Below are 2,577 nucleotides of genomic sequence, written 5' to 3'. Positions count from 1 at the left end.
CCGCTGCCCGGACTGCCGCCGGAATTCATATTGATCACCGGGCCGCTCATGGTCACGCCGCCGGCATCAATCTTGATGAAGCTGCCGCCGCCGATCAGAGTCAGCTCTGAGCCTGCTTCCATCACCACTTTCATGCCGCTGCTGAGGTGGATTTCCTGCCCTGCGTCGATGAACTGGCCGGTGCCGATCTTGATGTGCTGATTCACGCCCACGGTGAGGTGGTCGTTGGCGCGGGCTTCGACTTTGCGGTCTTCGTAGACGGTGTGGTGTTCTTCGGCTTTGAATTCGCTGTAGCTGTTTTGCTCGACGGTGTCGTGGCGTTCGTTGCCGACGCGGATTTTCTGGTCGTGTTCGATGTTTTCATCCCAGTCGCGCTGGGCGTGCAGGAAGATCTGCTCCTGACCTTTTTTGTCTTCGATGCGCAGTTCGTTGTAGCCGCCACCGCCCATGGAACTCAGGGTCTTGAAAGTGCTGCGGGTCTTGTTCGCTGGCAGCGCATACGGGACGGTGTTTTCCTTGTGGTACAGGCAGCCGCTGATCAACGGTTGGTCGGGGTCGCCTTCAAGGAAGGTGACGAGCACTTCCATGCCGATGCGCGGGATGGCTATGCCGCCGTACTGCGCGCCGGCCCAAGCGGATGAGACGCGCAGCCAGCAACTGGTCTTGTCGTCGGCCTGGCCTTCGCGGTCCCAATGGAACTGGACTTTGACGCGGCCGTATTCGTCGCAGTGGATTTCTTCACCTTTGGGGCCGGTGACCACGGCGCTCTGGCTGCCGAGGATGCGCGGTTTCGGGTGGCGCAGGGGCGGGCGGTTCGGCACGTCCCACGGGGTCGCCTGGAAACGGTTGCGGTAGCCCTGATGGAAATCGTCTTTCAGCGCGGTGGTGTCGCTGGTCACCGACTCTTCGAGCACTTGCGGCTGTTTGCCTTCGTGGTGGACTTCGGTCAGCAACCAGAGGTCGTTCCACTTGGCTTTCGGGTGCGCGGTCAGGGCGAGGAAGTGGCCGCTGACCAGCAACGGCTGATCGCTTTTGCCCTCGGCCAACTGGAAGTCGCTGCGATGACGTTCGAGGGCGCGTTTGGCCAGGTGCTTGCCGCGCTCGCGGTCGATGAAACGACCCGGGTAGTCGTAGTCCTCGAGGTCGGGCAGGGCGTCGCCACGGTTTTCGCTTTCGAGGGTGATGCGCGGTTTTTCGAAGTCGTAATCGCGGCGCGTGGTGCGGCTGGTGCGGGTTTCCAGGCGCAGGTCGAAGCGCTTGATCACCGGGTCGCTGGCGACCATGCCGGAGTCTTGCTGATAGGCCACCGGCGCCAGTTTCGGGAACACCGTCTGGTCATCGCCGAACACCAGTTTGTGCGCGGTGGCGCTGTGCTCGAAGTGGTAGTGAATACCTTCTTCCTCGCACAGGCGCTGGATGAAGTGCAGGTCCGATTCATCGTATTGCACGCAGTAGATGCGTTCGGGATAAATCGAACCGGTCTTGAATTCGTAGGCGTTGCTTTGGATGCCGTGCTCTTCGAGGACCTTGCCGATGATTTTCGGCACCGTGAGGTTCTGGAAGATGCGTTGATTGACGCGGTGCGCCAGGTAGGACAATTGCGGTCGCAGGGTCACCGAATAACGCGTCAGGCGCTTGCCGGAATCGCCTTGCGCGGCGCGGTAGATCTGGCCGTGAATGCCGCTGCCGTCGGGCGACAGTTGCAGGAAGGCTGGTTTGTGCAGCAGGGTTTCGAGGTCCAGCGACGGCTGCTCACTGACCAGCTCCACCTCGAAGACAAAAGGCTGGCTGACGGCTTCCCGGCCTTGCAGGGTAAACACCTGAAAGTCAGCGGAAAGACCTTCGATGGTCAGGGCAAAGTGGGTTTCATTGGCCGGCGCGAACATCCCTTGTTCCTCGTGCTGTCACAAAAATCTGGAGTTGCGAAAACAACATCGACCAGCAGAGCTGGCCGATGCTTGTAACGATCAGCCGTAATTAAACGACTGGAGCACGCCAGTCATCGGAACCCGAAGTACCGGATACTTCGTGGGTCCAGGTGATTTTGCGGTAGGTGAACTGCACTTCTTCCAGGTGGGTGAAGTGCGCGTTGCCTGGATCCTGGCAGTTGTGCATTTTGTTGTTGATGGCGACGATGATCGCGTCTTCCAGTTTGGTGGTGTAGTAGTGCTCTTGGGTACCTTGAGCCGAAGTGCGGTACCACTGGATAACGATTTCGCTCATGCGCTCGCCGGAGGTCAGAGCCGCTTGCAGCAGAGGCGAAGCCTTGTCGTAGACCTTGGTGATCACAACTGGTTTGTGCACGCGCTGACCGGTTGGCTGACCGGATTGCGGGTCACGCGGGATGATCACGTCGTGGGTGAAAGCCTGAACCATAACCTGGTCTTCGTGGCCTTCCTGGTAGGTGTTGCCTACGGAGTCAGCGGTGAAAGCGCCTGCAGTGATCAGGCCTTGTTTTTCGCCGGTAACCGACATGTACGCTGGTGTTGCCATGGGGTGCTCTCCTTGCGGATAAAGTTAGGGTGCCCGGGGCGAGATCGCCCGGTGGGTGGCTGACTGTTATCAAGGAGCGTGCCA

Annotated in this window: 2 protein-coding genes; both read right to left on the bottom strand. The window is 59.8% G+C overall.

Annotated features, from left to right (window positions below):
• A partial coding sequence (gene tssI / locus ACQ4OE_RS26705) for a type VI secretion system tip protein TssI/VgrG (protein WP_430948451.1) occupies positions 1-1,886 on the bottom strand: 1,886 nt, incomplete at its 3' end.
• A 91-nt stretch (positions 1,887-1,977) separates the two neighbouring features.
• Complete coding sequence (locus ACQ4OE_RS26700) at positions 1,978-2,493, bottom strand: Hcp family type VI secretion system effector (RefSeq protein WP_007949952.1); 516 nt, start codon at positions 2,491-2,493, stop codon at positions 1,978-1,980.
• Between the last annotated feature and the right edge of the window lie 84 nt (positions 2,494-2,577).

The organism is Pseudomonas sp. WC2, from assembly GCF_050586545.1.
Taxonomy (GTDB): Bacteria; Pseudomonadota; Gammaproteobacteria; order Pseudomonadales; family Pseudomonadaceae; genus Aquipseudomonas.
This window is presented reverse-complemented; position numbering and strand designations above follow the sequence as displayed.